Annotated in this window: 7 protein-coding genes; 3 read left to right on the top strand and 4 right to left on the bottom strand. The window is 28.6% G+C overall.

Annotation, left to right across the window (positions count from 1 at the left end; all coding sequences use genetic code 11):
- Nucleotides 1–890 (top strand): SLC13 family permease (locus ACP5GV_RS07765; protein WP_428103188.1); only part of this gene is annotated, 890 nt, incomplete at its 5' end.
- A 204-nt stretch (nt 891–1,094) separates the two neighbouring features.
- Here ACP5GV_RS07765 and ACP5GV_RS07760 read toward each other — a convergent pair.
- On the bottom strand, nt 1,095–2,153 hold the full coding sequence (locus ACP5GV_RS07760) for a glycosyltransferase (protein WP_428103185.1): 1,059 nt from the start codon (nt 2,151–2,153) through the stop codon (nt 1,095–1,097).
- 86 nt (nt 2,154–2,239) lie between these two features.
- Nucleotides 2,240–2,482 carry a hypothetical protein gene (locus ACP5GV_RS07755; RefSeq protein ID WP_428103183.1) on the bottom strand — a complete coding sequence of 81 codons (243 nt, stop codon included), beginning with the start codon at nt 2,480–2,482 and terminating at the stop codon, nt 2,240–2,242.
- A 323-nt stretch (nt 2,483–2,805) separates the two neighbouring features.
- On the opposite strand from ACP5GV_RS07755, the gene tes reads away from it, so the two are divergent.
- A complete protein-coding gene (gene tes, locus ACP5GV_RS07750; RefSeq protein WP_428069766.1) occupies nt 2,806–4,533 on the top strand; it encodes a tetraether lipid synthase Tes in 1,728 nt (575 codons plus the stop codon).
- Here tes and ACP5GV_RS07745 read toward each other — a convergent pair.
- Together ACP5GV_RS07745 and ACP5GV_RS07740 are read right to left on the bottom strand one after the other, a co-directional pair.
- Entirely contained in the window at nt 4,530–5,189 is a 660-nt protein-coding gene (locus ACP5GV_RS07745; RefSeq protein ID WP_428103180.1) for a dihydrofolate reductase family protein, read from the bottom strand. The two genes, tes and ACP5GV_RS07745, sit on opposite strands and share 4 nt — an antisense overlap.
- A gap of 120 nt (nt 5,190–5,309) precedes the next feature.
- On the bottom strand, nt 5,310–5,666 hold the full coding sequence (locus tag ACP5GV_RS07740) for a hypothetical protein (protein WP_428069742.1): 357 nt from the start codon (nt 5,664–5,666) through the stop codon (nt 5,310–5,312).
- A gap of 566 nt (nt 5,667–6,232) precedes the next feature.
- On the opposite strand from ACP5GV_RS07740, the gene ACP5GV_RS07735 reads away from it, so the two are divergent.
- A partial coding sequence (locus ACP5GV_RS07735) for a hypothetical protein (protein WP_428103178.1) occupies nt 6,233–6,477 on the top strand: 245 nt, incomplete at its 3' end.

Here is a 6,477-nt window from a genome sequence, read left to right as displayed (position 1 = left end):
CGTTCAGCACCATAATTGAATTCACATACAAAGTATATAAACTTCACGGTTTATCGGAAACTGTTGACGACGGCAACCCACAAAACATGTTAATAGCTACTCAAACAAATATAAATGCACCTTTGATAATGTTTTTAAAATACTTGGCTATTCCTACAATTATAAATTTAGTTATAACAACATATTTTATAATAAGATACTATAAAATAAAAAATTTAAAAAAGGAATTTTTCATTGGCATTCCTCAAGAATTTATAAAAAACAAAAAAGATGCTTATATATCATTAGGGGCTGTCATTTTAGTTATAGTGTTCCTTTTGATAAACGATTTCCTTGAACTATATAGGCTTCCTCACATAACATCAATAGGTATTATACCATTTACAATTTCAGCGTTTACTTATATTTTTATATCAGAGCCTAGGCAAATTCTTTCTAAAGTAAATTGGGGTACAGTAGTGTTTTTTATAACCATGTTCATTGCAACACAAGGTATATGGAATTCTGGAGTACTTTATGGGTTATTACACATATTATTGCCTCATATAGCGAAAGGGACTGATAACATATTAAGAATTTCTGCAGCATCCTTAATAATTAGCCAATTAATAAGTAATGTACCGTTCACTAACTTGTTTATAATTTACATGCATAATTTAGGATATACTCAAGCAAGCACTATAAGCTGGATTACTTTAGCTATGGCTACAACAATAGCAGGTAATTTAACCATATTTGGAGCGGCATCAAATATAATAATTTTAGACATGCTGGAAACTAAACATGGAGTAACAATTACTTATAAAAACTTTATGAAAATAGGATTACCTGTAACATTGATTAATTTTGCAATTTACGTTGCGTATATAATAATTTTGTTCTATTTTTGAACCTCTAAAATACTTTAATATATGGATATTAAGGAATTGAAGCTTCTTCTATAAAGGCAAGGTGTTTAGTGAACTGATCTATTTCTCAACCTTAAAGCATGAGAATTCATCAGCTAACACCAGAGATCCCGTCCGTAAGGGCGGGTAGTTTACTTTATTGACAATGTTTTATGTTAAAACCATAAGTTTTAATCATTATAAAATTTAGATGTTCCAAACTTTAGTATATGATAGCAAAAAGTTTACTATAAAACCAAATATAATTCCTATAAATTGCCCTATTAATGGATAAATCTTTAGTAATTTAGTTATAATCTCCATAACGAAAAATATAGTCACTCCACTTGGGCCTACCATTAAATTATATCTAAGAAGTCTAGATATGATTGTTCTTCCTTTTTTATCGCTAAAAGTCCACTTATCATTAAGAATAAAATTGAATAATATGCTCGATTCAATAGCTATAGCACTTGCATAATCATAAAACATCCCTCTATTTAAGAGTAAATACATTATACCTAAGTTAACTGCTGTGCCTAATGCGCCAACTATAGCAAACTTTATTATTCTAGAATTTTTTATTGCATGAAATAAGAATTCTAAAATCTCCTTCGTTCCTAATTTGCTTTTACCTTTAATCCTGTCCTTAAAGGTATATGGGACATCTATGCTTTTAGATTTAGGATTTCTATAGAGAATTTCAAATAAAATTTTATATCCAATACTATTTACTTTTTTCAGATCAATTGAGCTCCTTTTAAAAGCAAAAAATCCAGACATAGGATCTGATGTTTTATTAACTTCTGGAACCAAAATTTTTGCTATTAAAGTTGCTCCTTTGCTAATAATTTTTCTTGGCAGACTGAAACCTTCTATTTTTCCGCCTTTTACATATCTCGATGCAATAGAAATATCGTGATCTTTTAGATTCTCAATGAGTTTTGGAATTAATTCAGGTGGATGCTGAAAATCTGCATCCATAACAACTATTATATTTCCATCAGTATTGTTTATTCCCTCTAATACTGCTGAAGATAATCCTGCCTTTCTTTCTCTTTTTATCAGCTTAACGTGATTATTTGCTTTGCTTATTTCCTTTACAATTTCATAGGTTTTATCAGGGCTGTTATCATCTACAACAACAATTTCATAGTTGTTAATGTTATTTTTCTTTAATGTACTTTCTATGTTATTTATTAGGTCTTTTATATTTTCTGCTTCATTATATGTGGGCATTATTATTGATACCTTATCATAACTCAACTTTTTGAACCTCAAATCATAGGATTTAAAAATAATATTTTATGTTTTGTTGAAGATTTTAAAATAAAATAAATTGCTAATTATTCTTAAGCCCATGGTGATGGGCATTTTGTAATTCCTATGAAGTCCTCTAAAGCCTTAGGCTTTATACATATAACACCTGAGTTGTCATCTACTTCTACTATGAAATCTTTTCCAAATTTTTCAACAACATGCTTTTTAACGTATATATTTAATGGAAGAGTATAATAATCATATTCATATGATTTTCCATTAACATCCTTTTTACCCTTTAATTCCTTTGCTTTAACATGTCTATCTCTTACCATATTAACACCCCATTCTCTTTATAGATTGATTCTGAGTTTAAATTTATAAGTTTTGTTCCTGTTTTTAACTTTATTTGAAATAAATTTAATTATCACTATTATTTTTGTATATACATGTATATAAAAGTTTAATAAGTATTGGAAAAATATTTAAAAATTATTTCTAACTATATTAAATTAATAAGTAAATCTTAAAAAACAGTGTCTAGGCATATATAAGAGGAGATATAATATATAAAGCAAGTAATTTAATATAGGGGGTTTAAATATTGGCAGTAGTTCAAGTGAATAAAAGGAAAGAAAGTGAGCAGGTTCATAAAACTATGCCTGCTCCTGGAAGATTTATAACTGAAGGAAATAAAGCATATGTAGAGATAGCTGAGAGAAAAATACCTATTGGAGGTCCAATGCCAAAACTTAATGAAGATGAAAAGCATTTGCACTATACGACAAGTTTATGTCCTGTATGCTTAAGATTATTACCCGCTAGAGTTTTTGAAAGGGATGGAAAAGTATTCCTGAGGAAAGTTTGCCCAGAGCATGGAGAGATTGAGGAACTATATTATGGTGATTCGAGCCTTTATACAAAAATGATGAAATTTGAAGAAACTGGCAAAGGCGCTGGAAAAATAAAAGCTTATGTAAGTTTAAATGCGCCATGCCCTTATAACTGTGGATTTTGTTCTATGCATGAGAATCATACAGCATTAGCTAACTTAGTTGTAACTAATAGGTGTAATCTTAGCTGTTATTATTGCTTTTTCTATGCAGAAAAAGCTGGATACATTTATGAGCCTAGTATAGAGCTGTTAAGATTCCAAATAGAGCAATTAAAGAAACAAGGAGTAACTATGGCCATCCAAATAACTGGAGGAGAACCTACTTTAAGAGAAGATTTACCGGAAATAATTAAAATGCTTAGAGAAGAAGGGGTAAGACATATACAATTAAATACAGCTGGTATAAAATTTGCTGAAATGTATTTTAATGATCCAGAAGCAGCAATAAATTATTCTAAAACCCTAAGGGAAGCTGGTGTTAATACAGTTTATCTAAGCTTTGATGGAGTCTCTCCAAAAGTTAATTTTAAGAATCATTGGGAAATACCATATATTTTTGAGGTATTTAGAAAATCTGGTATGACTAGCGTTGTATTAGTGCCTACTCTTATAAAGGGTCATAATGACCAAGAAATTGGAGGAATATTAAGATTTGCTGGTAAGCATTTAGATATTGTTAGAGCAGTTAATTTCCAGCCTGTTAGCTTATCAGGTCAACTTAAAAAGAGTGAAAGAGAAAAGATGAGAATAACAATAGCAGATGCTATAAATGAAATAGAGAGGCAAACGAATGGGCAAATATCTAAAGATACTTGGTATCCAATACCTGTTGCTGCAAAATTTGCTAAATTTGTTGAGGCAGCAACAGAAACTGAGCAGTTCTGTATGTCTAATCATCCGATGTGTGGATCTGCAAACTATGTTTTTATTGAAAGAGATGCTAATGGAATGCCAACTAATTTTATTCCTATAGGTGCTTTCTTTGATATAGAAGGTTTCTTAGAATACTTAGATGAGAAAAGAATAGAAATAACAGATAGCATGTTTAAGAAATTACATCTAATAAAAGGAGTACTAGATTTAAGGAAATTTGTTGATGAAAAAAGAATGCCTAAGGAACTTAAATTTAGCAAACTTTTAACAAGCATATTTATAAAGAGAAATTATGATGCGCTTGGACAACTTCACTATCACATGTTATTTATTGGAATGATGCATTTCATGGATTTATATAATTACGATGTAGAAAGAGTAAGAAGGTGCAACATAAGCTATTTAATGCCAGATGGAAGAGTAGTTCCATTCTGTACTTTCAATGTAATGGAATCATTATATAGAGATTATGTGCAGGAAAAATATAAGAAACTGGATTTAAAGTCTAATGAAATGAAATCATTTAATCCAGGTGAAAAATACAACAGATCAAAATATATAATTAGAATAAACAAAGATCCGCTGTATATAAATGCATACAAAGGTATTATATATTAAACAATGGGTTTTTTGGGATATAATATCCCATATCTTATATTAATCCAATTATGACATAATTGTTTTATTTCTTTAATATATAATTCTGCTTTGATTTCATCCAGTTCTCCTTTTTCTAAAAAGGAGATCCCCCCTCCAAAAGCAAATGGTGATATAGTTATCCATATTTCATCAACCAAGCCTCTGAACAATAAAGAATAATTTAAATTACCTCCCCCTTCAACCATGAGCTTTTTAATGCCGATTTCATATAATTTTTGTAAGGCTGATTCCATATCTAGGCCTTTATTTTTATTTACTTTAATAATTTTAACACCAATTCTCTCAAATTTTTCTATCTTTTCTGGATCAGAATCACTTGATGTTATAATAATACTTCTTTTAGGATTAGAAAATATCTTTAATGATGTTGGTATAATTAGCTTGGAATCAACAACTATTTTATATGGTGATGTACCTTTAACCAGCCTTACTGTTAAACTAGGGTTATCTATAATTGCTGTATTAGCACCTATCATAACTGCATCATTTATAGATCTCAGATAATGTTGTAGTTTAAAATCATCGTCGCAACTAAGTTTAGAGTATTTGCTACTACTTGCTATTTTTCCATCTATCGTCATAGTAGAAAATATTGTAACATATGGTCTTTGCATATTATTCTTCCCTGTTTTAATTATCGATTAGCTATTATAAATAACTTTTGAATTTTTACCTTTATCTTGTTTATTTATGGTATAGTAGGAAATTACTTAATTTTTAGATTTTAACAACCATTATGATAGTGAATCTAGATCAATTTCAATCATTATTGTATTATACAAGTTATCTTTTTTTAATCCTCTTTCGATTCTATATAATTGTTCAGGAGCTATATTGAACTTCTTAGCCATAATATATGGAGCTATATTGTTTTTCTTAGCATAAAGATAAATAAGAAGACTTCTAATAGCCATAGGATTTGATAACCTTTTCTTAAATTTTTGATGATTTACTAATATATTTAATATTTTGTTTAGTGCTTTGCTTTTTTTGATCCATTCCGTTATTTCGTTTGGTAATATTAGATCTTTAGGTTTACCTATACCATAAATAACTATTTTATTTGTTTGTATGCTTATAAAATTATCCATACCTAGCACCTGTATTTATTTTTAATAATGGAGTTTTTTAAGTTATATTTAAAATAAAAAATAAAAGCTTTTTTAAATATATTTTTAATGCTAAAACATTCAATGAACTCCTCTGATTATGACCTTTTAAAATCTTCGTCATTTACATACTATCATTTGATTAAGTTTTTATTATAGATAAGATAACTTAAACCTTTTAAGTAATAAATTTGTGTCTGGAAATCTATAATATTGCGATGAATTTGAAAATACTCCCAGTAAAAGATAACTGTATGAATTTGCTATGGTATTTAACACTTATTTTAATTAAATATAAGTTAATTTGTGATGAGTTTATATTATAAATTTTCTCAAATAAATTTTTTAACTCTTTCTCTAAATAAAGTAAATGGTGAGCATAATGTCAATTAAATAAAGATTTATTTATTAGCCCAAAATTTAATATTCTTCTTATAACTGCATACGTAGCTATAGGTTTACTAGTTTCTCCATTAATTCCTGGTATAAACTGGTTACAACCTGGAGATTTTAGCGAAGCGGAGGTAATTTATTATCATGGCATAATGTTGCAGTTAACTGTTTTAGGTATAATTATAGCAGCTTATATTACAAAGTTTCCTAAAAAATTGCAATTAATATTTAATGTAAGTAATATACCTTTAATGATCTTAAATATCTTGGGAATAGGATTTTCATATCCAGCTTGGGCAATATCTATTAACAATGCCATACAGGGGGTTTGGGCTTCATTGAATTTTCATGAATTTATATCTAATTCTCAGCCCTTGGGCTTCACCAGGGTCACGGGATA

Source organism: Caldisphaera sp., from assembly GCF_049974385.1.
In the GTDB taxonomy this organism is placed as follows: Archaea; Thermoproteota; Thermoprotei_A; order Sulfolobales; family Acidilobaceae; genus Caldisphaera.
The sequence above is the reverse complement of the archived record's forward strand: the minus strand, read 5'-3'. Positions and strand labels throughout refer to the sequence as shown.